The 26,542-nt window shown below is 58.0% G+C and carries 24 protein-coding genes; 9 read left to right on the top strand and 15 right to left on the bottom strand.

The window, feature by feature from the left end:
* Window positions 1-3: 3 nt before the first annotated feature.
* The gene (gene putA, locus AC4BCN_RS01570) at window positions 4-3,657 is read right to left on the bottom strand and encodes a trifunctional transcriptional regulator/proline dehydrogenase/L-glutamate gamma-semialdehyde dehydrogenase (RefSeq protein WP_490492427.1); all 3,654 of its coding nucleotides are present in this window, start codon (window positions 3,655-3,657) and stop codon (window positions 4-6) included.
* A gap of 207 nt (window positions 3,658-3,864) precedes the next feature.
* On the opposite strand from putA, the gene AC4BCN_RS01565 reads away from it, so the two are divergent.
* Both AC4BCN_RS01565 and AC4BCN_RS01560 read left to right on the top strand, forming a co-directional pair.
* Window positions 3,865-4,320, top strand: a complete 456-nt coding sequence (locus AC4BCN_RS01565; RefSeq protein WP_010393827.1) for an Lrp/AsnC ligand binding domain-containing protein — start codon at window positions 3,865-3,867, stop codon at window positions 4,318-4,320.
* Between the two features lie 203 nt (window positions 4,321-4,523).
* A complete protein-coding gene (locus tag AC4BCN_RS01560; protein WP_490492426.1) occupies window positions 4,524-6,083 on the top strand; it encodes a methyl-accepting chemotaxis protein in 1,560 nt (519 codons plus the stop codon).
* A gap of 51 nt (window positions 6,084-6,134) precedes the next feature.
* On the opposite strand, the gene AC4BCN_RS01555 is transcribed toward AC4BCN_RS01560, so the two are convergent.
* Window positions 6,135-7,115 carry a LysR family transcriptional regulator gene (locus tag AC4BCN_RS01555; protein WP_490492425.1) on the bottom strand — a complete coding sequence of 327 codons (981 nt, stop codon included), beginning with the start codon at window positions 7,113-7,115 and terminating at the stop codon, window positions 6,135-6,137.
* Between the two features lie 206 nt (window positions 7,116-7,321).
* On the opposite strand from AC4BCN_RS01555, the gene AC4BCN_RS01550 reads away from it, so the two are divergent.
* Entirely contained in the window at window positions 7,322-7,627 is a 306-nt protein-coding gene (locus AC4BCN_RS01550) for a hypothetical protein (RefSeq protein WP_490492424.1), read from the top strand.
* 60 nt (window positions 7,628-7,687) lie between these two features.
* Here AC4BCN_RS01550 and AC4BCN_RS01545 read toward each other — a convergent pair whose 3' ends face one another.
* The 5 genes from AC4BCN_RS01545 to AC4BCN_RS01525 form a co-directional block, all read right to left on the bottom strand.
* A complete protein-coding gene (locus tag AC4BCN_RS01545) occupies window positions 7,688-8,284 on the bottom strand; it encodes a chalcone isomerase family protein (protein WP_490492423.1) in 597 nt (198 codons plus the stop codon).
* Window positions 8,285-8,396: 112 nt separating this feature from the next.
* The gene (locus AC4BCN_RS01540; protein WP_035823425.1) at window positions 8,397-8,660 is read right to left on the bottom strand and encodes a YfhL family 4Fe-4S dicluster ferredoxin; all 264 of its coding nucleotides are present in this window, start codon (window positions 8,658-8,660) and stop codon (window positions 8,397-8,399) included.
* Window positions 8,661-8,674: 14 nt separating this feature from the next.
* A complete protein-coding gene (coaD, locus tag AC4BCN_RS01535) occupies window positions 8,675-9,172 on the bottom strand; it encodes a pantetheine-phosphate adenylyltransferase (RefSeq protein WP_034752633.1) in 498 nt (165 codons plus the stop codon).
* Window positions 9,173-9,272: 100 nt separating this feature from the next.
* A complete protein-coding gene (gene rsmD, locus AC4BCN_RS01530) occupies window positions 9,273-9,932 on the bottom strand; it encodes a 16S rRNA (guanine(966)-N(2))-methyltransferase RsmD (protein ID WP_490492422.1) in 660 nt (219 codons plus the stop codon).
* A gap of 69 nt (window positions 9,933-10,001) precedes the next feature.
* Window positions 10,002-10,838, bottom strand: coding sequence for a DUF6279 family lipoprotein (locus tag AC4BCN_RS01525; RefSeq protein WP_139143381.1), 837 nt, complete (start codon window positions 10,836-10,838; stop codon window positions 10,002-10,004).
* Between the two features lie 85 nt (window positions 10,839-10,923).
* On the opposite strand from AC4BCN_RS01525, the gene glmU reads away from it, so the two are divergent.
* Window positions 10,924-12,300 (top strand): bifunctional UDP-N-acetylglucosamine diphosphorylase/glucosamine-1-phosphate N-acetyltransferase GlmU, encoded by a 1,377-nt coding sequence (glmU, locus tag AC4BCN_RS01520; RefSeq protein ID WP_490492421.1) that lies wholly within the window; start codon window positions 10,924-10,926, stop codon window positions 12,298-12,300.
* Between the two features lie 652 nt (window positions 12,301-12,952).
* Here the strand turns inward: glmU and AC4BCN_RS01515 are convergent.
* Entirely contained in the window at window positions 12,953-13,426 is a 474-nt protein-coding gene (locus tag AC4BCN_RS01515; protein WP_338680277.1) for an Lrp/AsnC family transcriptional regulator, read from the bottom strand.
* Between the two features lie 161 nt (window positions 13,427-13,587).
* Here AC4BCN_RS01515 and glmS point away from each other — a divergent pair, with 161 nt between their 5' ends.
* Entirely contained in the window at window positions 13,588-15,417 is a 1,830-nt protein-coding gene (gene glmS / locus AC4BCN_RS01510; RefSeq protein ID WP_128140719.1) for a glutamine--fructose-6-phosphate transaminase (isomerizing), read from the top strand.
* Window positions 15,418-15,717: 300 nt separating this feature from the next.
* Here the strand turns inward: glmS and AC4BCN_RS01505 are convergent, their stop codons facing one another.
* The 3 genes from AC4BCN_RS01505 to AC4BCN_RS01495 are packed head-to-tail and all read right to left on the bottom strand — an operon-like array spanning window position 15,718 to window position 17,628.
* A complete protein-coding gene (locus tag AC4BCN_RS01505; protein ID WP_490493567.1) occupies window positions 15,718-16,152 on the bottom strand; it encodes a ubiquitination-like system serine protease family protein in 435 nt (144 codons plus the stop codon).
* A gap of 26 nt (window positions 16,153-16,178) precedes the next feature.
* Window positions 16,179-17,381, bottom strand: a complete 1,203-nt coding sequence (locus AC4BCN_RS01500) for a ThiF family adenylyltransferase (protein WP_338680275.1) — start codon at window positions 17,379-17,381, stop codon at window positions 16,179-16,181.
* Window positions 17,356-17,628 (bottom strand): multiubiquitin domain-containing protein, encoded by a 273-nt coding sequence (locus tag AC4BCN_RS01495; protein WP_338680274.1) that lies wholly within the window; start codon window positions 17,626-17,628, stop codon window positions 17,356-17,358. The genes AC4BCN_RS01500 and AC4BCN_RS01495 overlap by 26 nt, the downstream gene beginning before the upstream one ends.
* Window positions 17,629-18,121: 493 nt before the next feature.
* Here AC4BCN_RS01495 and AC4BCN_RS01490 point away from each other — a divergent pair, with 493 nt between their 5' ends.
* Complete coding sequence (locus AC4BCN_RS01490) at window positions 18,122-19,225, top strand: helix-turn-helix domain-containing protein (RefSeq protein WP_338680272.1); 1,104 nt, start codon at window positions 18,122-18,124, stop codon at window positions 19,223-19,225.
* Between the two features lie 532 nt (window positions 19,226-19,757).
* On the opposite strand, the gene AC4BCN_RS01485 is transcribed toward AC4BCN_RS01490, so the two are convergent.
* Both AC4BCN_RS01485 and AC4BCN_RS01480 read right to left on the bottom strand, forming a co-directional pair.
* A complete protein-coding gene (locus AC4BCN_RS01485; RefSeq protein WP_490492420.1) occupies window positions 19,758-20,624 on the bottom strand; it encodes a methylenetetrahydrofolate reductase in 867 nt (288 codons plus the stop codon).
* Window positions 20,625-20,637: 13 nt separating this feature from the next.
* Entirely contained in the window at window positions 20,638-21,519 is an 882-nt protein-coding gene (locus AC4BCN_RS01480) for a LysR family transcriptional regulator (protein ID WP_490492419.1), read from the bottom strand.
* 127 nt (window positions 21,520-21,646) lie between these two features.
* Here AC4BCN_RS01480 and msuE point away from each other — a divergent pair, with 127 nt between their 5' ends.
* The 3 genes from msuE to AC4BCN_RS01465 are packed head-to-tail and all read left to right on the top strand — an operon-like array spanning window position 21,647 to window position 24,319.
* Window positions 21,647-22,228 carry an FMN reductase gene (msuE, locus tag AC4BCN_RS01475; protein WP_490492418.1) on the top strand — a complete coding sequence of 194 codons (582 nt, stop codon included), beginning with the start codon at window positions 21,647-21,649 and terminating at the stop codon, window positions 22,226-22,228.
* A gap of 60 nt (window positions 22,229-22,288) precedes the next feature.
* Window positions 22,289-23,266 (top strand): DUF1852 domain-containing protein, encoded by a 978-nt coding sequence (locus AC4BCN_RS01470; protein WP_490492417.1) that lies wholly within the window; start codon window positions 22,289-22,291, stop codon window positions 23,264-23,266.
* A 27-nt stretch (window positions 23,267-23,293) separates the two neighbouring features.
* Window positions 23,294-24,319 carry a methionine synthase gene (locus tag AC4BCN_RS01465; protein ID WP_490492416.1) on the top strand — a complete coding sequence of 342 codons (1,026 nt, stop codon included), beginning with the start codon at window positions 23,294-23,296 and terminating at the stop codon, window positions 24,317-24,319.
* Window positions 24,320-24,344: 25 nt separating this feature from the next.
* On the opposite strand, the gene AC4BCN_RS01460 is transcribed toward AC4BCN_RS01465, so the two are convergent.
* The gene (locus tag AC4BCN_RS01460) at window positions 24,345-24,506 is read right to left on the bottom strand and encodes a hypothetical protein (protein ID WP_490492415.1); all 162 of its coding nucleotides are present in this window, start codon (window positions 24,504-24,506) and stop codon (window positions 24,345-24,347) included.
* Window positions 24,507-24,657: 151 nt separating this feature from the next.
* Window positions 24,658-26,325, bottom strand: a complete 1,668-nt coding sequence (locus AC4BCN_RS01455; protein ID WP_490492414.1) for a methyl-accepting chemotaxis protein — start codon at window positions 26,323-26,325, stop codon at window positions 24,658-24,660.
* Window positions 26,326-26,542 lie beyond the last annotated feature (217 nt).

The raw sequence follows: 26,542 nt of genomic DNA, 5'->3' as shown, positions 1-26,542 counted from the left end.
ATGTTAGACACTGAGCATCATCAGGCTGGCATTCCCACCGGCCGCCGTCGTATTCACGCACAGCGCCCGCTCAGCGACCAGGCGCCACAGAGGGATGGCACCGTCCTGCGTGGTGGCGATGGTGCCCACCAGGGCCCCTTCCCGTGCCGCCAGCAGCGGTTTGAGCTGCGCATCGAGGCTAGGCTCGATCATGGCGATCTGGAAATCATGCTTGACCGACTCCAGGCTCGTAATGATCTGGATGCGGTCCTTCAGCGCGGCCGGCAAGTCGCCCGGGATCAGCTCCGGCGATTGTGCCAGCACCAGGGCCTCGTTACCGGTGGCCAGGACGGCGGCCAGCTGGTTCATCAGCGTGCCGGACGTGGCGGCCGCGCACAGAATCGTGCCGCGCGCGGCAAAGCTCAGGGTATTGCGCTCGCCTGTCGGGCCTGGCAAGACGGTGGTGCTGCCCAGCAAGGTGGTGCGTGCGTATTCCTGCGCCAGTTGCTCGACCTTGTCGTGGCCATGCATCTTTGCCCACACGGTCAGCGCGTCGAGCGCTGGCGGCGCCTGGCGCTGGTGCTGCGCGCCGGCTGGCGCATTGCGCTGCAGGCGTTTCAGGTACAGGGGGCCGCCCGCCTTGGGGCCGGTGCCTGATTTGCCTTCGCCGCCGAACGGCTGCACGCCGACGACGGCGCCGACAATGTTGCGGTTCACATAAATATTGCCCACATGCGCGCGCTTGGTAATGAAATCGATCATTTCATCGATGCGCGTATGGATGCCCAGGGTCAGGCCGTAACCGCTGTCATTGATCGATTGCACCAGTTGCGGCAGCTCGGAGCGCTTGTAGCGGATCACGTGCAGCACAGGGCCGAAGACTTCCTGCGTCAATTGCGCCAGCGACTTGATTTCCAACACGGTCGGGGCAACGAACGTGCCTTTGACGGTCGGCAAATCGAGCGAATAATGGTCGATGGCCATGGTTTTCATCTTGTTGATGTGTGCCAGCAAGTTACCTTGCGCTTCCGCATCGATGACGGGACCGATATCGGTCGCCAGGCGGTCAGGATTGCCGACGCGCAGTTCCTGCATGGCGCCCTTGAGCATGTGGATGGTCTTGTCGGCGATTTCCGTTTGCAGGAACAGCACGCGCAAGGCAGAGCAGCGCTGGCCGGCACTGTCGAAAGCGGACGACATCACATCCTGCACCACTTGCTCCGGCAAGGCGGACGAATCGACGATCAGGGCATTCTGGCCGCCCGTTTCGGCGATCAGGGGAATGTCGATGCCTTCGGCCACGGCGCGCGCGGCCAGGTTGCGGTTGATCAGTTGCGCCACTTCCGTCGAGCCCGTGAAAATCACGCCTTTCACGCGTGCGTCATTGCACAGGCCGGCGCCGACGACTTCGCCGCTGCCGGGCAAGAATTGCAGCGCACCGCGCGGTACGCCTGCCGCGTGCAGCAATTGCACGGCGCGGTGGGCGATCAGCGGCGTTTGCTCGGCCGGTTTGGCCAGCACCACGTTGCCTGCGGCCAGGGCGGCGGCCAGCTGGCCCGTAAAGATGGCCAGCGGGAAGTTCCACGGGCTGATGCAGGTGACGGGACCGAGCGCCAGGGTATTCGGCACGTGTTCCACCTGCGCCGCGTAGTAGCGCAGGAAGTCGACGGCTTCGCGGATTTCCGCGATCGCGTTCGGCAGGGACTTGCCCGCTTCGCGCACGGCCAGGGCCATCAGCTCGATATGATGTTCTTCGAACAGGTCGGCAGCGCGCAGCAACGCTTGCGCGCGGATCGATGGTTCTGTTGTTTGCCAATCCATGGCGTAGGCGCTGGCGCTGGCCAGGGCCGTTTCCACGTCGGCCGGACCGGCTTCCATGACCTTGCCCACGACATCGTCGTGCTGGGCCGGATTGTGCAGCATGTGCGTGGGGCCATTCAGGCTGACGGCGCCATCGATCAGCGGCGCTGCCTGCCATGTCTGCTGCTGCGCCAGGCCCGTGGCCAAGGTGCGTAAAGTATCTTCATTCGACAGGTCCAGACCGGCCGAGTTCCTGCGTTCGCTGCCAAACATGTCCAGCGGCAGCGGAATCGACGGATGCGGCAAGCCGCCCTGCAGGCGTGCCTGCTCGAGCGGATCGCGGATCAGGCTATCGATGGCCACGCTTTCGTCGACGATCTGGTTGACGAACGAGGAGTTGGCGCCGTTTTCCAGCAGGCGGCGCACCAGGTAGGCCAGCAGGGTTTCATGCGAGCCGACGGGGGCGTAGATGCGGCAAGGCTTGTCGAGATTCTCGGGGCCGACGACCTGGTCGTACAGGGTTTCGCCCATGCCGTGCAGGCACTGGAATTCGTAGTCGGTAATGCCGTCGCGTTTCGCCCAGGTATAAATGGTCGACAGGGTTTGCGCGTTGTGCGTGGCAAATTGTGGATAGATCAGGCTGCTGGCGGCCAGCAGTTTTTGCGCGCACACGAGGTAAGAGACGTCCGTGTAGACCTTGCGCGTGTAGACGGGATAGCCTTCCTGGCCATCGACTTGCGCGCGTTTGACTTCCGCATCCCAATACGCGCCCTTGACCAGGCGCACCATGAACTTGCGGCCGCTGCGGTGCGCCAGGTCGATCAGGAAATCGATGGCGAACGGGCAGCGTTTTTGATACGCCTGCACCACGTAGCCGATGCCGTCGAAGCCGGCCAGATCCGCATCGAAAGCCAGTGCTTCCATCAGGTCGAGCGACAATTCCAGGCGGTCCGTTTCTTCCGCATCAATGTTGAAGCCGATGTTGTACTGTTTGGCCAGCAACAGCAGCGCTTTGACTTTCGGCAGCAATTCTTCCATGACGCGGGTACGCTGGGCGCGGCTGTAGCGCGCATGCAGGGCCGACAGTTTCACGGAAATGCCGGGACCGTTGCGGATGCCGCGGCCGTTCGACGCCTTGCCGATGGCGTGGATTGCCGTTTCGTACGAGGCGTAGTAGTTGGCCGCGTCCTGCTGCGTCAGGGCAGCCTCGCCCAGCATGTCGTAGGAATAACGGTAGCCGCGCGTTTCATTCTCGCGGCTGTTTTTCAACGCTTCCTCGATGGTCTGGCCTGTAACAAACTGGTTGCCCAGCATGCGCATGGCCAGGTCGACGCCTTTGCGGATCAGCGGTTCGCCGCCTTTGGCGATGAGCTTGGTCATGGCCGAACCAAGGCCCGATTCGCTGCTGGTACTGACCAGTTTGCCCGTAATCAGCAAACCCCAGGTGGCCGCGTTGACGAACAGCGACGGCGATTCGCCCAGGTGTTTCTTCCAGTCACCCTTGCTGATTTTGTCGGCGATCAAACGGTCGGCCGTCTGACTGTCGGGTATACGCAACAGCGCTTCAGCCAGACACATTAATGCAACACCCTCTTCCGACGATAGCGAGAACTCGTGCATCAGTGCATCGACGCCGGACGCGCGTGTGCGTTTTTGGCGCACGTTCGAGACCAGGCGGTGCGCCAGCGCCTGTCCTTCGGCCGTCGTTTCGGTGCTGCTGGGGCGCACTTGTTGCAACAGCCACTGCACGGCGGAAACCTCGTCGCGCCTATAGGCGGCGGTGATGGCGGCGCGTTGTGGAGTCGCTTCGGGCAGGATTTCTGCCTGGAACGCAGCAAAAGGAATCGGGGTAAAAGCCGAGGGGCCTGCAGGGTGCATAAGTGCTCTTTACAAGGAAAAAGGGGACGAAAACTGACGTAATTCTTGCTCTTTTTTGGTGCAAAAAAATACAGAAAGTCGGACGTTAAGATGATTCGATTGTAAAGGGGATTCTTATGGATTAATTCTGGTAATACAGGGGACTAGCAATAGATAGTTTTTGATGCGACAATTTAACCAAATAATATTAATTTGGGGGTGATGGGAATGCTGGACAAGATCAGTAAGAAAATCCTGATGGAATTGCAGAGCGATGGACGCATCAGCAATGTGGAGCTGGCCGCGCGCGTGAACCTGTCGCCGGCCGCTTGCCTGGAGCGCGTGCGCAAGCTGCACGAATCCGGTTACATCATGGGCTATACGGCCCAGTTGAACCCGCAGTTGCTTGACGTGTCGCTGCTGGTGTTCATCGAAGTGGTGCTCGATCGCACGACACCGGAAGTGTTCGACGCCTTCAAGCATAGCGTACAAATCATTCCAGAGGTACTGGAATGTCATATGGTCGCTGGCGGTTTCGATTACCTGGTCAAGGCGCGCGTCAAGGACATGGCCGCCTACCGCGAATTCCTGGGCAAGACGCTGTTGCAGAAAGGTGTGCGGGAAACCCACACTTATGCCGTCATGGAAGAGGTCAAAAACACCACCAAATTGCCAATTAAGTGACCCTGGTGTAGCCGCCCCGTTTTTCTGATTGAGCTATCGGAACAAATGTTGTAGGGTAGAACTACAATTCTGCTATCCGGTAGCCGGCCTGAAAACACGCGCAGACGTTGTGTTCAGGGTGCAAGGTGGGCAATCGTGCCCATCCGCATACGGCCACAGCACGTTCCTCCCGGGACGTGACGGGTTCGCGCAGCGGGGGACAAATGAAGCAGTTGCAGCATCAGCTGGTGCGTTTCTTTGTATTCACGATCCTGGCAATGGCCGTCGCCTGTTGCCTGGCCTATCTGCTGCTGCTGTCGGGCGGCGACCATCCTTATTTGATTGCCTGCGTGGCCGCCGCCATCGGCGCCGCGCTGCTGGCGTTTGCCGGCCGTCCACGCGGCGAACCGGGCTTGCACCAGTTCGCCGACACGGTGGGCAACGCCATCGATGCCATCATGATCGGCGCGGCGGAAACCTCGTATTTCGTCGATTCCGTCAAACAGAAGGTGGAACTTGATGTCCGCACGGCCAGCGACATTGCCGACAGTTCCGTACAAAATGCCGCGATGACGGAAAAGATCGCCGCCAATGCGGAACGGGCCGCCAAGGTGGCCGCCGGCGTGCGCGTGGAAAGCGTGGCGGCGCGTGCCGAAGTGGACCAGGGCTTGCGCCGCATCAATACGGCACGCGAGGAAGCGCAAGGCGCGTCCAGCACCATGCTGAGCCTGCAGGAAAAATCCAAACGCATCACGGGCTTCACGGAAGCCATTTCCGATATTTCCGCGCGCACCAACTTGCTGGCGCTGAACGCCGCCATCGAAGCGGCCCGTGCCGGCGAACATGGCCGCGGTTTTGCCGTCGTGGCCGGTGAAGTGCGGCAATTGGCGCAGCGCACCAAGGAAGCTTCCGATGAAATCAGCGTCATGGTGCGCGAAATCAATGAACAGTCGGAAAAAGCCGCGCGCGGCATGAGTTCGCTGGCGGCCGGTGTGACGGAAGCGGCGCGCAACGTGGAAAGCGTGCACGCCTCACTCAGCCATATCGAGCAATCGTCGGGCGAGTCGGAAGACGAGATCGGGCAAATTGCCCGCGCCTCGCGCGAACACGTCGACACGACGCAAGTGATCGCCGACGCCATCCTGCAAATCCGCGACAGCATGCTGTCGACGAATGCCGAATTGCCGCGCGCCACGCAGTCGGCCATGGCCCTGGCCGAGCGGGCCGAAGTGATCGCCGGCGCCCTCGGTGAATCGAGCGTGGCCACGCCGCACGACGAGATCCGCGAGGCGGCCCAGCGCGCCGCGCGCGACGTGGGCAAACTGTTCGAGCAAGCGATCGCGTCGGGCCGCATCACGCGCGAAGCCCTGTTCGACCGCCACTACCGCCCGATTCCCAACACCAATCCGCCCAAGCACAACACGAAGTTCGACGCGTTTACGGACAAGGTGCTGCCCGACCTGCAGGAAGGCGTGCTGGCCGCTCTGCCCCATTTGGCGTATGCGGGCGCCGTCGACAACAATGGCTATTTTCCGACGCACAACAAGAAGTTTTCCCAGCCGCTGACGGGAGACTACGCCACCGATATGGTCAATAACCGCACCAAGCGCATCTTCAGCGACCGCACGGGCAAGCGCTGCGGCAGCAACACCAAGGCCTTCCTGCTGCAGACCTATAAACGCGACACAGGCGAGGTCATGCACGATTTGTCCGTGCCCATCCACGTCGAGGGCAAGCACTGGGGCGGTTTCAGGATCGGTTACCGGTCCAGCAGCCACGCATAGATGAACATCTGATGATAAATCTACTGGCGTCGTAATTTGGGCCTGCGATGCTCACTGGGTAKGGGGTTTCGGTGCCACGCCGCCGCCGGCCGCCGTGGCCGTGCGCAGGGTGGGCGTGTTCATGCTTTCCAGATGATTACGCAGCCATTTGTGGGCGGGGCTGCGGGCGTCGCGCTCGTGCCACAGCATGTCCAGGTGGACGGCCGGCAAGGTCAATGGCAAATCCTTGTACAGCAGGGACTCCGTCATGCCCGTCGAGGCGATCAAATGGCGCGGCAAGACCGTGATCAGGTCGGAATTGGCGACCACTCTGCCTGCCGTGAAGAACTGGTTGACCGTCAACAAAATGCGCCGTTCGCGGTGGATCTGCGACAGGGCTTCGTCGATCAAGCCATGCGCGCGGCCGGAAAAGCTCACCAATAAATGGTTGGCCGCGCAGTAGTTATCCAGAGTCAATTCCTTGTCGGCCAGCGGATGGCCGCGCCGCATCACGCACACATACTTGCCGGAATACAGGCGCTCGTGGCGGATGGGCGAACCCGTTTCGCTCGACAATTGCGCCGCCACGCCGGGAAAGAAGCCCACGGCCAGGTCGATATCGCCGCGCAGCAGCATCGGGCGCGGTTCGCGCGTCGTCAGCGGCATCATGCGCACGTTGACGCCCGGTGCTTCCCGTTCGATCGAGCGCATCAGCGAGGGCAGCCAGAACGCGGCCGTCGCATCGGCCATGGCCATGCGGAACGTGGCGTGGGTCTTCGACACGTCGAAAGTTTCCGGCGTGACGGCCGCTTCCAGGCTGGCCAGGGCCGAGCGCACGGATGGCCACAGCGCTTCGGCGCGGGGCGTGGGTTTCACGCCGTAGGCCGTGCGGATCAGCAATTCGTCACCGAGGCTCTCGCGCAGGCGTTTGATGGCGTTCGATACCGCCGGCTGGGTCATCGCCAGGTGGCCGGCTGCGCGCGTCAGGTTTTGTTCCGTCATGACGGCGTCGAAAACACGCAGCAAGTTCAGATCCAGCGTCAGAAAACTCATGGAAAGCCCAAGATAAAAGTTGAATTGATTACTTAAAATTGATTACTTAGGAGTGTAAACCGCGCCGGGCACGAATATTTTCACTCGTTAAAAAATATTACAGTTTTCCATTCACAATTCATATAATTGGTATCAAGAAATGGAATTAGATTTATATGTTGCACTGCACTATAGTACTGGCAAATTCTATAATGCACTGGAACACTATGTCTACCTTCGCCTCCGCCCTGTACGCAGTATCCGCACCCGTGCTGGAGATTTCCCTGCTGAACACCCTGCAACTCGTGCTGGTGATCGTTGCCGTGGGCGCGTTCGCCCTGCTGTTCAAACCTTTGCTGGTGGGGATCGCCCGCGCCATGATGCTGGTGGTGCGTCCCAAGCTGAGCCGTGAAGAGCGTCTGGCGCGCCAGCAGATGCGCGAAGCGCAAGCCTTGAAGCGCACCCTGGGCAAGATGGATGGCGTGTCGCCAAGCAACGCCGCCGAATTGCGCGCCCTGTCGACACGCGCATAAGCTCGCTGTTGCAGATGACAAGCCGGCGCGAGCCGGCTTTTTTTACGCCCGCGTTTTGCTTTAAGCCATATCGCCCAGCAAATGCGCGCGCAGCAAAGTGTCGGCAGGATGGGCGCCGATCCAGATTTTCAGCAGCGCATTGTAAAAGGCCAGGTCCGGCACCATGTCGCCCACCTGCTTGCCGTTCAGTTTGCACAACGTTCCCTCTTCCGGCAGCCAGTCCACGGTCAGAATGTCGCCCTTTTTCAGGCCGGGCACCATTTCGAACATGGCGCCGAACTGCATCGTCTGGCTCAGCAGGCGCGTGCGGTCGGCCTGGTCGGAACTGCGCTTCAAGCCTTGCATGAAGGCTTGCCCCAGTTCGTCGGACGTGATGTCGCGCAGCATGACGATTTCCAGACGGCGCGGTCCGGGCAACGCCAGGATGTCGGCCAGCTGGGTTTTCTTTTCCGGCAGGTACAGCGCGATCGTGTAGACCTTGAAGATGACCTTGTAGCGCACGCCGGCGCCGTTGAGTTTCAACTCGCGGCTGGCCAGTTGTACCGTGTCGTCCAGCTTGACGCCGCCCACCTCGACGGCCAGCGCCGCTTGTGCCAGGCAGGCGTACAGGCAGGCGGCAGCGAGGGAACGGCCGAAACGGGATGTGCTTATTTGCATCTTCTACCTCCGTGGAAACCATGGGCTGTGGATAAGTCAGCACACAGTGTAGAACAGTTGGCAGAAGCTGGCGCCACGCAGAAGTGGTCCAGAAGTGGCGCGGGAGAAAAGCTTAGGTTTTGGCAGGCAGTTCCGCCTGCAGGCGTTCGTACTTGGCCATCAATTGTTCCGGGCTTTCGCGCCAGGCGGGATTGAAGGGGATGCAGCTGACGGGGCACACTTGCTGGCATTGCGGCTCGTCAAAGTGGCCCACGCATTCGGTGCACTTGTTGGGATCGATTTCGTAGATTTCCGCGCCCATGTAGATCGCGTCATTCGGGCACTCGGGCTCGCAAATGTCGCAATTGATGCATTCGTCGGTGATCAGTAATGCCATGATTTCACTCTTACTTATTGCGATGAGGCAGCGTTGGCGGCAATCTTGTTCTGCAGCCAGCGGTTCACCGAGGGGAAGACAAACTTGGAGACGTCGCCGCCCAGCGCCGCGATTTCGCGCACGATGGTGCCCGAAATGAACTGGTACTGGTCGGACGGCGTCAGGAACATGGTTTCGACATCGGGCAGCAGGTAGCGGTTCATGCCCGCCATCTGGAATTCGTATTCGAAGTCGGAAACGGCGCGCAAGCCGCGCACGATGACACGCGCTTCATGCTTGCGCACGAAATCCTTGAGCAAGCCGGAAAAGCTTTCCACTTGTACATTCGGATAGTGGCCAAGCACTTCGTTGGCGATTTCCAGGCGTTCGTCGAGCGAGAAAAACGGTTGCTTGTTCTTGCTGTCGGCCACACCGACGATCAGCTTGTCAAACAGACCCGATGCGCGGCGCACCAAATCTTCATGACCACGCGTGAGCGGATCGAATGTTCCTGGATAAACGGCTACAACCATTGCGGCTCCCTGACGATGCACCAATATAGACGCGCATTATGCCTGAAATTGGTGCTGCGCCTCGGGCCAGGGAGTCTTTTTGCCTCATTTATAGGCAGATTCAGGCAGTTGCCGGCACTTTGTTGTAAGTTAGCAAATGATAATAAACAGTGCCCGCCTTGTCGGCGCGGATGACTTCCCACGGCGCCATCCATTCCGGTTTTTCCAGCGCGCTGTTTTCATCGAAGACCAGCGGCAAGCCCGATTCCGCGTAGACGATGCCGCCTTCCTTGAGCAGATTGGCGCACAGCGGCAGTACTTTCGCGAGGAAATCCTGCTGGTAAGGCGGGTCAAGGAAGATCAGATCGAAGCGCTGGCCGCGCGCTGCCAGGCCTTGCGCCGTCAGCAGGGCGTCGCCGCGCAGCAGTTGGACATTATCAGCGCGCAATTTCGTCTTGTTTTCTTCCAGCTGGCGAATCACGGGCGTGTGCGTGTCGACCATGGTGACGGACGCGGCGCCGCGGCTGGCCGCTTCAAAACCGAGCGCGCCGCTGCCGGCGAACAGGTCCAGCACCTGGGCGTTGGCCCAGTCGCCGTCGCGCAAGTGATTGACCCAGTTAAATACGGTTTCGCGCACGCGGTCCGGTGTCGGACGCAAACCGAGTGCCTGCAAAACAGGCAGCACGGAGCGTTTCCACTGGCCGCCGATGATGCGCACCTGGTTCGGTGGCGGCGCGTGGTGGACGGGGACTTTGGCGGGTTTTTTAATCTTCTTTTGCATGGGGATTTCTTCAATTCGATGGCGGCCACTATAGCATATGGCCCCCTCCCCCCTGCTGGCGCTGCCCCGCTATTTGGGTTGTGTGGCCAGGGAATTGAAATCGTCGATCCAGCCCTGCATGCGCTTGACGGCGTGGGCCTTTTGCGCCGGCGTGGCGATCTTGATCACCGTCAAGACCATCTGCGCCGTGCTGCTTTCGTAGGCATCGAAGAAGGCCTTGCGCTCCGAATGTTCGAGGCGCTCGAAACTGTCCTTGATCAGGGTCGTGATCAAGCCCACGGTGGCGTCCTTGCCGAGTTTTTCCTGGTGAACCTTCTTGACCAGGTTCAACACATTCTGCTGGCGCCGCATGCGTTCGTCGAGCCAGATCTCATTGTTCAGCGGACGCGCGTCGGACGCCTTGCGGATGATGGCTTCCTGCTCGCTGCTGAAGCTGCCGAACCACAGTTCGAATTGCTCCATGGCTTTCTTGTAGCGCAGTTGCTGGCGCTTCTCCTGGTCGCCGCTCAGATATTTCTTGCGGTAATCATCATTGTTCGACTTGAATTTCTTTTCCATCTGCGCGATCTGCTCGGGCTTGAGCGAGCGCGCCAGGTCGGCCAGTTCGGGCGCCGCTTTCAGCAGCAGCGCCTGGGTGCGCTGCTTGATCTCGCTGTAATCGGCCATCAGGTCCGCCTGCGTGATATTGCCTTGCAGCTGCTTCTGGCCCGTGCGCAGGATTTCCACGTAATCCTTCAATTGCGTCTTGCGGTGCCAGTCGAACAGCTTGTCGATATCCTCGCGCACCCAGCCCTTCTGGTCGCGGTCGAGGTCGACATACGCGTTCAGCCACCAGTACAGCACGGTATCGCCATTGTTGTAGGCCAGGCGCAAGCCGCTGCAGCCTGCGACGATAATGAAAAGCATGGCCAGCACGGCGTAACGAAAGCGACTGGAGAATGGGGCCTGCGTGTTAAACTTTTTCATATTCTTAACTTATAAAAGACGGTCTATGAACGTTGTCATTCTCGCTGCCGGTATGGGCAAACGCATGCAGTCGGCACTGCCCAAGGTATTGCACCCGTTGGCGGGCAAGCCATTGTTGTCGCACGTCATCGACACGGCGCGCGGCCTGGCGCCGTCCCGATTATGCGTGATTTACGGGCATGGGGGCGCAGCGGTGCTGAAGTTGCTCGACGGCTACAAGGTGAACCATGCCGTGCAGATCGACGCCGCTCAGCAGGCGCAGCAGCTGGGCACCGGACATGCCGTGCAGCAAGCGCTGCCTTTGCTGGACGACAGCGTGCCGACCCTGATCCTGTACGGCGACGTGCCGCTGACCAGCGCTGTTTCCCTGCAAAAACTGGTGGATGCGGCTGGCAACGATAAGCTGGCCATCTTGACCGTGGAACAGGACGATCCCTTCGGCCTGGGCCGCATCGTGCGCGAGAACGGCGCCATCGTGCGCATCGTCGAGGAAAAAGATGCCACGCCAGCAGAGCGCGCCATCCAGGAAATCAACAGCGGCATCATGGTCGCGCCCACCGTGGCCCTGAAGCAATGGCTGTCCGCCTTGTCGAATGACAATGCGCAAGGGGAATACTATCTGACCGATATCGTTGCCCAGGCCGTCGCCGATGGCGTTGCCGTCACCTCGGCCCAGCCTGCTGCCATGTGGGAAGTGGCGGGCGTCAACAGCAAGGTGCAGCTGGCCCAGCTGGAACGCATCCACCAGAACAATATCGCGCAAGCGCTGCTCGAGCGTGGCGTGACCCTGTTTGACCCGGCCCGCATCGACGTGCGCGGCGAACTCATTTGCGGCCGCGATGTCACCATCGACGTCGGCTGCGTGTTCGAAGGCAGAGTCGAACTGGGCGATGGCGTGCGCGTGGGCGCCAACAACGTCTTCATCAACGCCACGGTGGCGGCTGGCGCGCACATCAAGCCCTTCTGCCATATCGAGGACGCCATCGTCGGCGCCGCCTCCATCATCGGCCCGTACGCGCGCCTGCGTCCTGGCACGGTCCTGGCGGAAGATGTGCACATCGGTAACTTCGTTGAAGTGAAAAACAGCCAGATCGCCGCGCACAGCAAGGCGAATCACCTGGCCTACATCGGCGACGCCACCATCGGCTCGAAGGTCAACATTGGCGCCGGCACGATTACCTGCAACTATGACGGCGTGAACAAGTTCCGCACGGTGATTGAAGACGACGCCTTCATTGGTAGCGACAGCCAGTTGATCGCGCCCGTCACCGTCGGCAAGGGCGCCACCCTGGGCGCCGGCACGACCTTGTCGAAAGATGCGCCAGCGGGCAAGCTGACCGTTTCGCGCGCGCGCCAGGTGACCATCGACGGCTGGACGCGCCCCGTGAAAATCAAGAAGTAAGCGCACCGCCCTCGGTACGCATGACGCCGTCAGCCTGTCCGGGCTGGCGGCGTTTTTTTACGCCTGTGGATAATCCTGTGGAGAGTTGGCTGACAACCCGGGATAAGTCCTATCACTTTCCTCATCCCGTATTTTCTCCGTATTGTTGTGTGTGGATAAACATGTGAACAAGCATGCGGACAAGTGATGGATAAGCCCGGTATAAGCTGCGTATAAACGGTAAAAAACCTGTGGAAAAGACGGGATAAGTTTTCTGGTCCAGCTTGCCGCTCCAGCGTACAAGCCAGTCTGGGCAGGCTGAAAAAGCATCGCTGGCTTTTTGCTTGCCTGGACTGTGGATAAACTTGTGTGCAATCTACGGATAAGTGATGAATAACTTATAAGTCATTGTATTGTAAGGATATTCAAGAGTTATTCATCAATACTGGCTGTGGGTAAAGCTGTGCAAAAGCCTGTGATTAAAGCGTGGGCAAGCGATGGATAAGCCGGGATAAGTTTTTGCCCGGCAGTAGCTACACATTTATTGAGGGGCCTCCTCCGAGGCCAGATGTGGCAGCCGTGAAAATCCGTGATTTTTATACTGTGGATAAACTTGTGTATAAGCATGCAGAAAAGTGAGGATAAGCAGGGATAACTGTTCTGTCCGCTTGCTTCACACCGCGATGCGCGTCTCGAATTTGCTGCGGAACGTGGAAAAATAGCTTTTCACGTTGCGCACATTCGCGTGCGCGGCAAACAGGCGGTGCGCCAGCGCGTGGTAGGCGGGCATGTCGGCCACCTGCACCATCAGCACGAAGTCGGGCCCGGGCGAGACGCGGTAGCATTGCAGCACAGCAGCTTCCTGCGCCACCAGCTGCTCGAATTCCGCCATGCGCTCCGCCGCCTGTACGTCGAGCGTGATTTCCACGATGGCAGTCAAGCGCGCGCCCACCAACTGCGGCGCGACGATGGCCACTTGCCGCTCGATGACGCCGCTTTCCCTTAAATGCTTGACCCGCCGCAAACAGGTGGGCGCCGAGACGTGCACCGAGCGCGCCAGTTCACTGTTGGTTTGCGATGCATCAATTTGCAAGGCGTTCAGGATGCGACGATCGATTTCGTCGAGGGTAATGTTGTCTTCGCTCATGGTATTGAAGAATTGGAAAATATATTGAGTTTAAATGAAATAATATTTCACCGCAAAATAGAGGTGAAATATTCGGTCAAATATACGCATATTTAGAAAGCATATTTCATGCACTCTGCATTAGCATGCGTGCATTGATTAAATTTTAGACAGAGGTTTCCATGTGCGGCATCGTCGGCGCAGTAGCGCAACGTAATATCACTCCCATCCTGGTCGAAGGCTTGAAGCGCCTGGAATACCGCGGCTACGATTCCTGCGGCATCGCCCTGCATGCGGATGGCCGCTTGCAGCGTTCGCGCTCCACCTCGCGCGTGGCCGAGCTGGAAAAGCAGATCGGCGAAGAAGGCTTGAGCGGTTTCACAGGCATCGCCCACACGCGCTGGGCCACGCATGGCGCCCCTGTCTCCTTCAATGCCCACCCGCACTTTTCCCCAACGGAAGAGAACGCCCGCGTGGCGCTGGTGCATAACGGCATCATCGAAAACCACGACGAACTGCGTGCCGAACTGACAGCCCTCGGTTACGTCTTCCAGAGCCAGACGGACACGGAAGTGATCGCCCACCTGGTCGAGCACATGTACAACGGCGACCTGTTCGAGACCGTACAGCAAGCCGTGAAACGCCTCGATGGCGCGTATGCGATCGCCGTGTTCTGCCGCGACGAACCGCACCGCGTGGTCGCCGCGCGCCAGGGTTCGCCCCTGATCGTCGGCCTGGGCAATGGTGAAAACTTTGTCGCGTCCGACGCCATGGCGCTGGCCGGCACGACGGACCAGATCATCTATCTGGAAGAAGGCGACGTGGTCGACCTGCAACTGTCGCGCTGCTGGATCGTCGACGTCGATGGCAAGCCCGTCGAGCGCGAAGTGAAAACCGTGCATGCGCACACGGGCGCGGCCGAGCTGGGTCCTTACCGCCACTACATGCAGAAGGAAATCTTCGAGCAGCCGCGCGCCATCGGCGACACCTTGGAAGGTGTGACGGGCATCATGCCGGAACTGTTCGGCGACGACGCCTATAAAATCTTCAAGCAGATCGATCGCGTGCTGATCCTGGCCTGCGGCACCAGCTCGTACGCCGGCATGACGGCGAAATACTGGATCGAGTCGATCGCCAAGGTGCCCGTCAGCGTGGAAGTGGCCAGCGAATACCGCTACCGCGACAGCGTGCCGCACCCGAACACGCTGGTGGTGACCATTTCGCAAAGCGGCGAAACGGCCGATACCCTGGCCGCCCTGAAACACGCGCGCAGCCTGGGCATGCAGCACACCTTGACCATCTGCAACGTGGCCACCAGCGCCATGGTGCGCGAATGCGCCTTGGCCTACATCACGCGCGCCGGCGTGGAAGTGGGCGTGGCATCCACCAAAGCGTTCACGACACAGCTGGCCGGCCTGTTCCTGCTGACCCTGTGCCTGGCGCAAGTCAATGGCCACCTGTCCGAAGAGCAGGAAGCGGCGCACCTGAAAGCCATGCGCCACTTGCCTGTCGCCATCGCGTCCGTGCTGGCGCTGGAACCGCAAATCATCGCCTGGTCCGAAGAATTCGCGCGCAAGGAAAACGCCCTCTTCCTCGGTCGCGGCATGCACTATCCGATCGCCCTGGAAGGCGCATTAAAGCTGAAGGAAATTTCGTACATCCACGCCGAAGCGTATCCGGCCGGCGAACTGAAGCACGGCCCGCTGGCCCTGGTGACAAATGAAATGCCGGTCGTCACCATCGCGCCAAACGACGCCCTGATCGAAAAGCTGAAATCGAACATGCAGGAAGTGCGCGCCCGCGGCGGCCAACTGTACGTCTTCGCCGATGTGGATTCCCGCATCAGCTCCGGCGAAGGCCTGCACGTCATCCGCCTGCCTGAGCACTACGGCGATCTGTCGCCGATCCTGCACGTGGTCGCACTGCAATTGCTGGCGTACCACACGGCACTGGCACGCGGCACGGATGTGGACAAGCCACGCAATCTGGCCAAGTCGGTGACGGTGGAGTAAGCAGGGCGGGTGCGGCTCCGGTGATCGTATAAATAATGTCCGTATAGTTTGAATAAACTCTGTATTGGTGTTCTTTAAACCACGCACAGAACATTTGAAGGGAGAATGTACAGGACGATCAGCTCATATCGGCTATATACATTGACGAAATCGGCTAGCCGCAAAGTAATCGTGAAGTTGTCCCGGATGTCCAGTTTTTGCCGACACTAGACATCCGTTCAAAGTCCACAGTATCCCACTTTCAGCTGTTCAATTTAGATGTTTTACGGCAACCTTTTTAATGATAGCAGCGAGCGTTGATTACGACCCCTTCCACCAACCGCGTAGCGTGTTCGCGATTATGCTCATGAGGCCAGACTTACCTTGACTCCGCGTGGACGGTTTGGTGCCCTCGGATTGATTTCTCATGGTCTGGTTCGTCCGGTCGATGTACCGTTGGCTGTCACGCTTGTCTCTTGCCTTCACAGCTTCAATCTTCTGCTTCGACATCATGCCGGCGGTGATGACGCGATTCTCCCGGATCCAATAATGCGACTGGCAGACGAACTTCCAGTTGCCGATCGAAGGATAAAGCGACACGGCGCCGTTGGGCGACTTGCTCAACTGCCACTTCGCTGGGTTCAACGGCGTCATCACCTTCTCCCCGCACCCACAACAGCATTTGTGGCCCGCAGTCTCATATTCCTCGCTGATGTACAGCAAACCATCCTCCATTACTGATGGGAAGCTGACCACGAATTTAGGGCGTATAGACTGTGTTTTCACTCTGGTTTCCGCTTGTTCACCAATAACTCACACCATGAGACCTTGTACTTGATCGTTTCTGCCTCAGCTTCGTCAGTATAAAAGCCGAGAAATTGCTTGTAGCGAACGATCGCCAGCATGGCATTCACCGCATTCAATTCAACCAGCTGGATGTTACCGTATTCCGCTTTTTCTGTGTCGTCGGCGGTAGGCAGCGCCGATACTAAGTCAGCAGTTTGCGGCGTCACCAGCGTTACGCGTGCACGGGCGTGCAGTTGAACCTTCGCGGGGACTTTATCGACTCCGATCCCGACATCGATAAACGGAATACCACGCTCTACTAAGTAACTCGCGATCAGCTCTCTTGATGGCCCATGATCAACAGCGATAAAGACGAAACTGCAGTCACCGAGTTCCGTGATGTTTTGCTCATCAACTCGTACGGCGCGACCGACTATACCCTTCCGCATCTGACCATAGTGCTTGGCAAAGTGTTCGGCTTTCGTAATGCCACTAAATGCTTCACTAGGTTTCAAGGCGCCCGGCATCCGGTAGCAGTTATGTGCTTCGACCGCGTCGCCATCATAGATGTAGATCTCTTCAATTGGCGTTTTTGCCAGTGCATCCAGGATGTAACTTCCCGTGCCCCCCATGCCGATGATTGCGACTTTCCGCTGCCGTAATTTATCCTCGTAAGCATCCAGGCCGGAACGGGCAATTGCCGTGTTCGGATAGTAGAACACAGAGGGGCGAGCATTTACCTGCAAGCGTCCTCGAAAATCGGCACGGACCGATGGGTCGACGTCGCGGGCATGACGAGACAGCTTGTTCACGTAATGAAGCATCTTGACGTGAAAGCTCTGGAGCAAGCGAGCGAGATCTTCCGCCTTAGCAGGCTTGTTTGAGAGTCTGCAGAGCGCTTTCCGATCAGCAGCCGATGTTTCGATAGTATCGGCTACAAGGGCGTCTTGTAATGATGCGCCTTGTGCCGTATGTGGGATTGACCCCGTAAACCACACGGTGTGATCACCATTCAGCTGGCTGACGCCATTGACCACCGAATACGGCGAAATGATGTCGCCGTATGCGATCTTTCCTGCAGCAGGACAGTATGGAACATTCTCAACTATGAGATATCGGTCATCGACAATGACAACCGAATACCCGTCGTCGATCAGTGCCTGTACGTCGGCGTTAGGAGCGGTTAGATTTGCCAGCATCGAAGCGCATCCCGTTTTCAAGTTGAACAAAACCGCCAGGATTCAGCGAGCCCTTTTCATGACCGTGGGTCCAATCCACGTCATACAACTTTAAATCGACCGATGCGGTATCGACGCCATCGAGCTGCAGGATTTGCTCGAAAGTGACCGTGGGGCCAGGCACCTTGTGGTGAACGGTGTTGACAATAATTTCATACTCTTTGGGGTGAGGCATGATGAAACCTTTCAGGTTAGCTGTGGGAGGCATGCAAATTTTCTGGCCCTACTGTCTTGGCTGCACAGAAGAGATTGATAGATATTAGTAACCTAAGGGGTTAATGTCAAGAAATTATTAACCCTTTGGGTGTGCGGTAAAATATTAACCCTTCGCGTCGTTGATACCTTGTTTTTTCTCTCAAAACGCTGTATTGTCGCGCGACTATGGAAATCCTTTTTACAACTTCCGACATGGAAGCTGTTGTAATGTCTGAGAGCGCTCTCGCTAAGATTTTTGGAGCAAGTGTTCGTGTAGCGTGCCGACGTTTATGCGAACTTGCAGCGATGGAGACCCTTGCCGTTGCCGCATCTCTGCCCATGCATGAGCTAACTCCACAAGCGGAAAAGTCCCGCTATACCGTTAGCGTCTCTCCTACACACAAAATTCATTTTGAAGCTATCCTGAATTCGGGTACTGCAACCTCTACCCAAGGGCTCAATTTGAGCTCTGTAACTGCAATCCGCATCCTCTCCCTGGGCAAACTATGACTACTAAACTCGCGCATCGTCCGTTCACGCCGAATTATGCAGTTCCTCCAGGAGATAGCTTGGTGGAGTTGCTTGACGCAGTCGGTCTTTCACAGGCAGATCTTGCTGAAAGAACGGGACGCCCCAAAAAGACAATTAACGAAATCGCTAAAGGAAAGGCTGCAATTACTCCTGAGACCGCGCTTCAACTAGAACGAGTTCTTGGCTTCCCTTCATCCTATTGGAACACTTTGGAGCAGAATTACCGAGCTGCATTGGCTCGAATAGAGGAAAGACAGCGGTTAAGCCAACATATAGGTTGGTTATCCAATTTTCCGATTACGGAAATGGTTAAGCGAAGCTGGATTAACGCTCGAACCGATAAAGTTGAGCTTGTTGAAGAGCTGCTAAAGTTTTTCGGAGTGGCATCGCCAGAAGCTTGGAACGAAGTATGGATGAGGGGGAAGGAGGCGACTGCATTCCGCAAATCTTCTACTCATGATTCGACGGAATTGAGTCTAACGGCAACTTGGTTGAGAAAAGGTGAGCTCAACGGACGGGAAGTGAAATGCGAGCCATTCGACGCAACTCGTTTTAAAGCAGCGCTAATTAAAGTTCGTGACCTCACAAGTCATGACGATATTAATTCGTCCCTCAAAACGATGACTGCGGCTTGCGCAGCGGCCGGTGTTGCCGTCGTTCTTGTTCCAGAATTCCCTAAATTAGGAATATGCGGAGCAACTCGTTGGCTTTCCTCTGACAAAGCGCTTATCCAATTGAGCCTTCACTACAAGAGGGCTGATCAGTTGTGGTTTTCTTTTTTCCATGAGGCTGGACACATTCTTTTACATGGGAAGAGAGATATTTTTATTGAACAAAAAAAAGCATCTGAGAATTTGCAAGAAATAGAGGCGAACAATTTTTCTAGTGACTTTTTGATACCTCCAGAGCAATATCATAAGTTCCTTGCTCAACGAGATTTCAGCCTTTCTACTATTTCAAACTTTGCAAAGTCTTTAAACATTGCTCCGGGTATTGTTGTTGGCCGTCTTCAACATGACAAACATATCGGATATCAAGTTGGGACTATATTCTTTGTTCGTATCGACTGGGCAAAGTAAATTTGATACAGAGCATTGAAGTATTGTCTGAGTACGGATTTTTTGACGAAATTCGGTCTATTTTAGTGGTGATTCAGTGAGTGCATTGTTCAGAATCTCATTCTACTATTGACTGAATGTACTGTTTATCGGCTTTAAAGAATATCCTACTTTTTTTGTCGTTAGCCTTGCGCCGAATTGCTGACTAGTCTGTTTTGATAAGAATATTCAGTTGTATTGGGCATAGATACAGACTATATTTTTCAATACTCCGAAGCGAATTGGGGAGCCGCTGCGATAGGGATATTTGCGTTTATTTTTTATGCTACATCAACGGGCCTCAGTTATACAGACCTTCTTTGTACGATCACGCCGGTGGCGCGGTGCTGTCGGAGAGGTAGTCGTCGCATATGTCGGCCCACTAGCGCGCTTCCCAGATTTTTCCGTTTCCGGGCGCTAGTATCGGGATGGGCGTATCGTCGGCCTGCAGCTTTGATGCCATCACGGGCGTCGAATGGCATCGACCCCTAGCTTGGTATTTAAGATGTGATGCTCAAGGGCCTGGGTCGGTACGAGAACGGTACTGCTCTATCCACTTCACCGACTGCGCGATGCCGCCAAAGGGAAAGAAATGCAGGCAGACCTTGCCATGTGCTTCTGTTAGCCCGGCGGCCAGGCGATCTACAAACAGATCTGGCCCCGCGGTGCCGAACAGCTTGCCGATCGAGACGCCGTACTTGGACCACATCGATGCGCAGGCGCCCACGCCGCACACTGCGGCATAGCGCGCTAGCACCGCGATGCTCGCGGGACCCGGCACGCCCACGCGCACGGGATGGTTGATGCCACGCTCGCGCAGGGCTTGCAACCACGTCAACACGATGTCGGCATCAAAGGCAAATTGCGTCACGATCAAGGGCGCCATGCCGCGCTTCTCGATGCTGTGGCACTTGCGTTCAAGCACCTCCCACTGTTCGGCCTTGCTCATCACTGGATGGCCTTCCGGGTGGCCACCCACGCCGATCACTTTCATGCCCGTGTGCTCGAAAATACCTGTGTCGATCAGCGCGGCACTGTCGGCAAACGGCCCCATCGGGGTGGATGGATCGCCAGCGATGACGAAGCAGCGCTCGACGCCGGCTTCAGCGGCCGCGCGCTGGACGAAGGACTCGAATCCGGCGAGCGAGGCGATACGGCGCGCGGACAAGTGCGGCATGGGCTCAAAGCCGAGGCTGCGCACGGCCCGCGCCGCGGCAAGCCGCGCGTCGTCGTCCTCGCGTGCCAGGTAGGGAATGGAAATGGTGGACCCGGGCAATATCCGGGGCGCCGCCGCGCTCAGCGCAGCAATGTCTTTCGTACTGGCTTCCAGCGAATAGGCGTGCGTGATGTTGCCGGCGGGCCAGGGCTTATCGTGATGCATCAATGGTTTTACCTTAGCTTCCTTGCGCCATGGCGATGAAGGCCTTGACGTAGTCGATGGCGGTGTCCGTCTCGCGTGCCCCTAGGAAGATCTGCTTGGCGATGCCGCGCTGGCCCAGCCGCACAGGCACCACGTCCATCTTGGCAGCGTATTCCTCGACCAGCCAGCGCGGCAGGGCGGCTACGCCGCGGCCGCTGGCGACCATCTGCAGCATGATGTCCGTGGTTTCGATGGCTTTGTGGCGCTTGGGCGTGACACCGGCCGGCAGCAGGAACTGGTTGTAGATGTCCAGGCGCTCGATGTCCACGGGGTAACTGATCAGCACTTCCTGCGTCAGCTGCTGGGGCTTCACATAGGCTGCCGACGCCAGGGCATGGCTCTTGGCCACGACGAGCACCTGCTCGTAGTCGAACACGGGTTCGAATGTCAGCCCCGGCTTGTACAGCGGGTCGGGCGTGACCAGCAAGTCGATCTCGTAGCCGAAGAGCGCGCCGATCCCGCCGAACTGGAACTTCTGCTTGACGTCCACATCCACGTCGGGCCATGCGGCCAGATAGGGCGACACTACCTTGAGCAGCCACTGGTAGCAAGGATGGCATTCCATGCCGATGCGCAACGCGCCGCGCTCGCCCTGCGCGAACTGGCCCAGGCGCTCTTCGGCCAGGTCCAGTTGCGGCAGCACCCGGTTCGCCACCGCCAGCAGATACTGGCCGGCCTGTGTCAGGCGCAGGTTGCGCCCTTCGCGCAGCCAGACGTCGGTGCCCAGTTGCTGCTCCAGCTTCTTCATGCTGTGGCTCAGAGCCGACTGGGTCAGGTTCAGCACGCCTGCGGCGGCCGTCAAGGACCCTTGTTTCTCGACTTGCTGGACGATGCTGAGGTGGATGCGTTCAAGCATTGGAATGAGTAATATTCATGGATGTATGAAATAAGACCATTATACTTCATCGATTCCCCCCGTTATCATCCATCCTCTTGCTGTTGGCATTCTTCGCCTTCGCGCATCACTCCCTATGAAAGCAAACATGACACGTCCACTTCGCTTAGTCGCCGTTTCCGGCGGGCTGCAACGCCCTTCCAAGGCAGCAGCCCTGGCCGAGCACCTGATGGACCTGATCGCCGAGGAAGTGCTGTGCGAACAACGCCTGGTCGAACTGGGGCAGCTGGCGCCGCAGCTGGCCGGCGCGACCTGGCGCTCCCATCTGCCCGAGATGGTGGAGCGGGAATTGGCGGCGGTCGAGCAAGCGGACATCCTGGTGGTGGCAACCCCGGTCTTCCGCGGCTCGTACACGGGCCTGTTCAAGCACTTCTTCGACTTCATTGACCAGGACGCCTTGATCGACAAGCCCGTCTTGCTGGCGGCTACCGGCGGCAGCGAGCGCCATGCCCTGATGATCGACCACCAGTTGCGGCCGCTGTTCAGCTTTTTCCAGGCACGCACATTGCCGCTGGGCGTCTACGCGACCGACAAGGACTTTACCGACTACCGCCTGCAGGACGAGGCCCTGATCCAGCGCGCCACCTTGGCGGTGCAACGGGCATTGCCCTTGATCGGCTTGACGCGCCATGCGAGATCCGCCACCGCTGAAGAACTGGTCGCGGCCTGATACGCATCACCACGGTCAATCAACATATTCACCTTTTCGCAGACATCAGGACAGATCACCATGAGCAAAGATTTTGTATTCAGCATCAAGAGCATTGTTTTCGATGAAAACTATCACCCATCGGACAGCACGCGCCTGACGACCAACTTTGCCAATCTGGCCAGAGGAGAGCGTCGCCAGGAGAACTTGCGCAACACCTTGAAAATGATCGACAGCCGCTTCAACAGCCTGGCGCACTGGGACAACCCGACCGCAGACCGCTATTCGGTAGAGCTTGAAATCATTTCCGTCGCGTTGAATATCGATGCCGAAGGCGACAATATTCCACTGATCGAGATATTGAAGCCGAACATCATCGATAAAAAAACCAATGAGCGCATCGATGGCATCGCCGGGAATAACTTCTCCTCCTACGTGCGCGATTACGACTTCAGCGTGCTGCTGCCAGAGCACAACAATAATAAATCCACGTTTGGCACGCCGGACAATTTCGGCGATTTCCATGGCAAGTTGTTCAAGCACTTTGTCAGGTCAGACACCTATAAAGCGCACTTCAGCAAGCCGCCGGTGATCTGCATCAGCGCCTCGAGCAGCAAGACCTATCAGCGCACTGAAAACCAGCACCCCATCCTGGGCGTCGAGTACCAACAAAATGAGTTCTCTTCGACCGATGAATATTTCGAAAAGATGGGGATGCAGGTGCGCTACTTCATGCCGCCGAACAGCTCCGCGCCGCTGGCTTTTTACTTTATCGGCGACCTGCTGGCCGACTACAGCAATCTTGAACTGATCGGCACCATCAGCACGATGGAAACGTTCCAAAAGATCTATCGGCCCGAAATTTACAATGCCAATTCCGCGGCGGGGAAGTTGTATCAGCCCAGCCTGAAGAACCAGGATTACTCATTGACGCAAATTGTCTATGACCGGGAAGAGCGCAGCCAGCTGGCGGTCAAGCAAGGCAAATATACGGAAGAGCACTTCATCAAGCCATACAAGAATATTCTTGAACAATGGTCTGCGAACTACGCGCTCTGATTAAAAAAATAAACGAAAGCATTCAACATGAAAAAATTATTGCCTACTTCTACTGCCGGCAGCTTGCCCAAACCTTCCTGGCTGGCACAGCCTGAAAAACTGTGGTCGCCGTGGAAATTACAGGACGAGGAATTGATCGAGGGCAAACAGGATGCCTTACTTTTGTCACTGCAAGAACAGCAGCTGGCAGGTATCGATATCGTCAGTGACGGCGAGCAAACCCGCCAGCATTTCGTCACCACGTTTATCGAGCATCTGAGCGGCGTGGATTTTGACAAACGCGAGACCGTCAGGATTCGTGACCGCTACGATGCGAGCGTGCCGACCGTCGTGGGCGCCGTGAGCCGCCCGAAGCCGGTTTTCGTGGAAGACGCCAAGTTTTTACGCCAGCAAACCAAGCAGCCGATCAAATGGGCGCTGCCAGGTCCGATGACGATGATCGATACGCTGTATGACAGCCACTACAAGAGCCGTGAAAAACTGGCCTGGGAATTTGCCAAGATCCTCAATCAGGAAGCGAGGGAACTGGAGGCGGCCGGCGTCGACATCATCCAGTTTGACGAACCCGCATTCAATGTCTTCTTTGATGAGGTCAATGACTGGGGGATTGCCACCCTGGAAAGGGCGATTGAAGGACTCAAGTGCGAAACGGCCGTCCATATTTGCTACGGCTACGGCATCAAGGCCAATACGGACTGGAAAAATACGCTGGGCTCCGAATGGCGCCAATATGAAGAGTCTTTCCCGAAGCTGCAGCAATCGAATATCGATATCATCTCGCTCGAATGCCACAACTCGCGCGTGCCCATCGACCTGATTGAACTCATTCGCGGCAAAAAAGTGATGGTCGGCGCCATCGACGTGGCCAGCAATACCATTGAAACGCCGGAGGAAGTGGCCAACACCCTGCGCAAAGCGCTGCGCTTTGTCGATGCCGACAAACTCTATCCTTCGACCAACTGCGGCATGGCGCCCCTGGCTCGCCAAGTGGCAAGAGGCAAACTGAATGCACTCAGCGCAGGCGTGGCAATCATCCGGGGAGAGCTTTCCTAGCCGCCTGGTGAAGTTACGCCCGCGCCTAAGCCGGGCGCAAGCGCACCCCCATCCGTGCCCGCAAGGCTGCGTTCAGCAGCGGCGCCACCTGCGCAAAAGCTTTCTCGATGCGTACCAGCAGGGCATCGACATCATCTTCCGCCTGTTGGCGCGTGGCGAAGCCGAAACGGGTCACATCAAGCAGCATGGCGTCGCGCGTGATGTCGCGGCGGCCGGCGGATTGTGGTCTTTAATTGGAAGAATATGAACGCCGCAGTTGATTTTTAAAGTGAACATAAAACTGAATTTAATACGATTAAATTCAATCTTATGTTCATGTGACCCGTCGTCGCGCTATTCTAGAATTCCTCCCACTGGGCCGGCGCGCAGGCGCGTTGCGGCGCCGCTGGCACGGCCATACGCATTGCCGTGCCGGCCGCTGGCCGCGCGGCAGGTGTTGGCAAGGTTGCCGCCGGCACGCCGCCCAGTTTAAATGCGCTCACCACCTGCGCCAGGGTCGTCGCCTGCTCCTGCATGGCCGCCGCTGCTGCCGCCGATTCTTCCACCAGGGCCGCATTTTGCTGGGTGACGTTGTCCATCTCGCTGATGGCCTGGTTGATTTGCTCGATGCCGGCCGTCTGTTCCGCGCTGGCGGACGTGATTTCTTCCATGATGTCGGTAACGCGGCGCACGCTGTCGACCATGTCGGTCATGGTGTTGCCGGCTTGATGCACGAGCTCGCTACCGGCCGCCACGCTTTGGGTCGAGTCGTCGATCAGGGTCTTGATTTCCTTGGCTGCGGCAGCCGAGCGGTGCGCCAGGCTGCGCACTTCCGTGGCCACGACGGCAAAGCCACGGCCCTGCTCGCCCGCGCGTGCCGCTTCCACGGCCGCGTTCAAGGCCAGAATGTTGGTCTGGAAGGCGATGCCGTCGATGACGCCGATGATGTCGGCGATCTTGTTCGACGAGGCGTCGATTTGCCGCATGGTCGCCACCACTTGCGCGATGACGGCGCCGCCGCGCTGCGCCACGCCGGAGGCCGTGTCGGCCAGCACATGCGCCTGACGCGCATTGTCGGCATTCTGCTTGACGGTCGAGGTCAGCTCTTCCATGGATGACGCCGTCTCTTCCAGCGAGCTGGCTTGTTGCTCCGTGCGCGCAGACAGGTCCAGGCTGCCCGCCGCCACTTCGGACGAGGCCGAGGCGATCGTTTCCGTGCCGGCACGCACCGTGCCCACCGTTTGCGCCAGGTTGTCGTTCATGCGCTTGAGCGCCTGCAACAGTTGTCCCATTTCATCGCGCGACTGCACCGTGATCTGGCTGCGCAAATCACCTGCGGCCACCGTGTTGGCTACCTGCAGCGCCGTGGTGATGGGGCCGGTGATCGAGCGCGTGATGCCATACGCCAAGGCCGCTGCGATGGCCAAGGCCGCCAGCGACATGCCGATCAGCAAGGTGCGCGTGTTGGCATACGTGGCATTGGCATTGTCGCCCGCCGTGTTGGCCAGAGTGTTTTGCAAGCTGATCTGTTCAGCAATCAATTGCTTGTAGACCAGCAAGACGGGGCGCAGCTGGCCGTACAGGTAGGCGCTGCTGTCGTCCGGCGTGCCGCTCCTGATCAGTTCCAGCAAGGTTTCCTGCCCTTGCGCGTAGCGCGTGTTGGCGTCGTTCATCTTGGCCATCAGCGCGCGTTCACGGTCCGAATCGAGCATGTTCGCGAGCTTGCCGAGATTGCCGGCCGCCGCCTGGCGCGCGGCCAGGATGGCGTCCGTTTGCTTGCGCTGGTCGGCCGGATCGGCGCTGAGCATCATGTTGCGCAAGGCAATGGCGATGTCGTTGATGTTGGCCGATACGCTGTTGGCGAGCTCGATCTTCGGCATGCTGTCATGCACGATATGGCCGGTGCCCTGGTTGATCTTGCCCAGCATGGCAATGCCCAGGCAGGAGATGATGATCAGCATGGCGCCGATGGCGCCAAAGCCCACGGCGAGGCGGGTGCCGATGGTCAGGTTGGATAAAAACTTCATGGCAGTCTCAATACGGAGGGAATGGTCAAAAGGTCGGCGGCTGCGGATTGGGGGCCGCGCCGCCAAGCGGAGGACGATCCTAGACCTTTTTATGTGATATTTCCATAGGGCAATATGCCTAGTCGCCCCCTTGGATGCACGCCGGTTCCGCCTGTTCTGCGGCTTGCGCGTGTTTTCAGCTATATTGGCAGGCACCCGCCTGGCGGCAGGCCATGAC

The sequence above is a fragment of the Janthinobacterium sp. Bl 1 genome (assembly GCF_058215535.1).
This window is presented reverse-complemented; position numbering and strand designations above follow the sequence as displayed.

Coding starts and splice junctions, on each gene's coding strand:
- msuE (WP_490492418.1), top strand. CDS start 21,647: ATGACACGTCCACTTCGCTTAGTCGCCGTTTCCGGCGGGCTGCAACGC.
- AC4BCN_RS01460 (WP_490492415.1), bottom strand. CDS start 24,506: ATGCTGCTTGATGTGACCCGTTTCGGCTTCGCCACGCGCCAACAGGCG.
- glmU (WP_490492421.1), top strand. CDS start 10,924: ATGAACGTTGTCATTCTCGCTGCCGGTATGGGCAAACGCATGCAGTCG.
- AC4BCN_RS01480 (WP_490492419.1), bottom strand. CDS start 21,519: ATGCTTGAACGCATCCACCTCAGCATCGTCCAGCAAGTCGAGAAACAA.
- putA (WP_490492427.1), bottom strand. CDS start 3,657: ATGCACCCTGCAGGCCCCTCGGCTTTTACCCCGATTCCTTTTGCTGCG.
- AC4BCN_RS01470 (WP_490492417.1), top strand. CDS start 22,289: ATGAGCAAAGATTTTGTATTCAGCATCAAGAGCATTGTTTTCGATGAA.
- AC4BCN_RS01545 (WP_490492423.1), bottom strand. CDS start 8,284: ATGCAAATAAGCACATCCCGTTTCGGCCGTTCCCTCGCTGCCGCCTGC.
- AC4BCN_RS01455 (WP_490492414.1), bottom strand. CDS start 26,325: ATGAAGTTTTTATCCAACCTGACCATCGGCACCCGCCTCGCCGTGGGC.
- AC4BCN_RS01500 (WP_338680275.1), bottom strand. CDS start 17,381: ATGCTGGCAAATCTAACCGCTCCTAACGCCGACGTACAGGCACTGATC.
- AC4BCN_RS01465 (WP_490492416.1), top strand. CDS start 23,294: ATGAAAAAATTATTGCCTACTTCTACTGCCGGCAGCTTGCCCAAACCT.
- AC4BCN_RS01550 (WP_490492424.1), top strand. CDS start 7,322: ATGTCTACCTTCGCCTCCGCCCTGTACGCAGTATCCGCACCCGTGCTG.
- AC4BCN_RS01485 (WP_490492420.1), bottom strand. CDS start 20,624: ATGCATCACGATAAGCCCTGGCCCGCCGGCAACATCACGCACGCCTAT.
- AC4BCN_RS01490 (WP_338680272.1), top strand. CDS start 18,122: ATGACTACTAAACTCGCGCATCGTCCGTTCACGCCGAATTATGCAGTT.
- glmS (WP_128140719.1), top strand. CDS start 13,588: ATGTGCGGCATCGTCGGCGCAGTAGCGCAACGTAATATCACTCCCATC.
- AC4BCN_RS01540 (WP_035823425.1), bottom strand. CDS start 8,660: ATGGCATTACTGATCACCGACGAATGCATCAATTGCGACATTTGCGAG.
- AC4BCN_RS01525 (WP_139143381.1), bottom strand. CDS start 10,838: ATGCTTTTCATTATCGTCGCAGGCTGCAGCGGCTTGCGCCTGGCCTAC.
- AC4BCN_RS01515 (WP_338680277.1), bottom strand. CDS start 13,426: ATGAGCGAAGACAACATTACCCTCGACGAAATCGATCGTCGCATCCTG.
- AC4BCN_RS01560 (WP_490492426.1), top strand. CDS start 4,524: ATGAAGCAGTTGCAGCATCAGCTGGTGCGTTTCTTTGTATTCACGATC.
- coaD (WP_034752633.1), bottom strand. CDS start 9,172: ATGGTTGTAGCCGTTTATCCAGGAACATTCGATCCGCTCACGCGTGGT.
- AC4BCN_RS01495 (WP_338680274.1), bottom strand. CDS start 17,628: ATGCCTCCCACAGCTAACCTGAAAGGTTTCATCATGCCTCACCCCAAA.
- AC4BCN_RS01565 (WP_010393827.1), top strand. CDS start 3,865: ATGCTGGACAAGATCAGTAAGAAAATCCTGATGGAATTGCAGAGCGAT.
- rsmD (WP_490492422.1), bottom strand. CDS start 9,932: ATGCAAAAGAAGATTAAAAAACCCGCCAAAGTCCCCGTCCACCACGCG.